This window comes from Xenorhabdus budapestensis, assembly GCF_002632465.1.
Taxonomy (GTDB): domain Bacteria; phylum Pseudomonadota; class Gammaproteobacteria; order Enterobacterales; family Enterobacteriaceae; genus Xenorhabdus; species Xenorhabdus budapestensis.
In genome coordinates this window covers 1-793 of the sequence record NZ_NIBS01000113.1, presented here as the reverse complement: position 1 = coordinate 793, position 793 = coordinate 1, and the positions used below count along the sequence as shown (strand labels likewise).

General features: G+C 56.6%; 2 protein-coding genes. One reads left to right on the top strand and one right to left on the bottom strand.

All coding sequences use genetic code 11. From position 1 onward, the window contains the following. Positions 1-157: 157 nt before the first annotated feature. A complete protein-coding gene (locus Xbud_RS21045; protein WP_280176120.1) occupies positions 158-292 on the bottom strand; it encodes a hypothetical protein in 135 nt (44 codons plus the stop codon). On the opposite strand from Xbud_RS21045, the gene Xbud_RS19125 reads away from it, so the two are divergent. After that, the coding region (locus Xbud_RS19125) for a phage integrase N-terminal SAM-like domain-containing protein (RefSeq protein WP_169923124.1) at positions 291-793 on the top strand (503 nt) is incomplete at its 3' end. The two genes, Xbud_RS21045 and Xbud_RS19125, sit on opposite strands and share 2 nt — an antisense overlap.

The following is a 793-nucleotide window of genomic DNA, read 5'->3' as shown; positions in this document are numbered from 1 at the left end:
CTGCAATACGAACTGCTCTGGGACGGTGATGGCGACAGCGCGCACTTAAGCGGCCTGATCATGCCGGTATGATCAGCGCAAGTTGGGCTGAAAACAACGCAAGTTGCCCCTAAGTTGGGGTCAAGTTGGTCTCAAGTTGGGATAGATAAAACGGCTATCAGGCCGCAGCCAGACAGGGCTGACAGCTCGCAAGTTGGACAATATCAAAAATCACTGTTCCGGCAATATAATAAAAACTTCCCGTCATACCGTACTGCCGGATAACGCCCACGACTGAAAGGAAAATCCGCATGACAACTTCACACGACAACCCGCTTATCACCTTACGCCAGCAACTGGAAGCGTACCTCGATACCCAGGCCGCACAGGGAAAAAGCCCGCGCACGCTGGAAAGCTACCGGGAACGGCTGTTACCGTTCGTCGACTGGTGTGAGCAGCGCACTGTGCAATATCCGGCACAGGTCACGCCGGGGTTGCTGGAAAGCTGGCAGCGCTATCTGCGGGCCTACCGCAAGGCCGATGGTCAGCCTTACAGCCATAACGGGCAGCGTGAACGTCTGGGCACACTGCGGTTGTGGTTCCGCTGGCTGCTGCAACGTCACCACATTCTCTACAACCCGGCTGAACAGTTGGTGTTACCGAAAGAAGAGAAGCGGTTACCTGCCCAGATTATGAGTGAACGGGAAACCACGCAGGTGCTGGACAGCCTTGACGACCCCAGTGTGCTGGGGCTGCGCAACCGGGTGATGCTGGAAGTGCTCTGGAGCAGTGGCATCCGGCGTATGGAGCTGCG

Coding starts and splice junctions, on each gene's coding strand:
- Xbud_RS21045 (WP_280176120.1), bottom strand. CDS start 292: ATGCGGATTTTCCTTTCAGTCGTGGGCGTTATCCGGCAGTACGGTATG.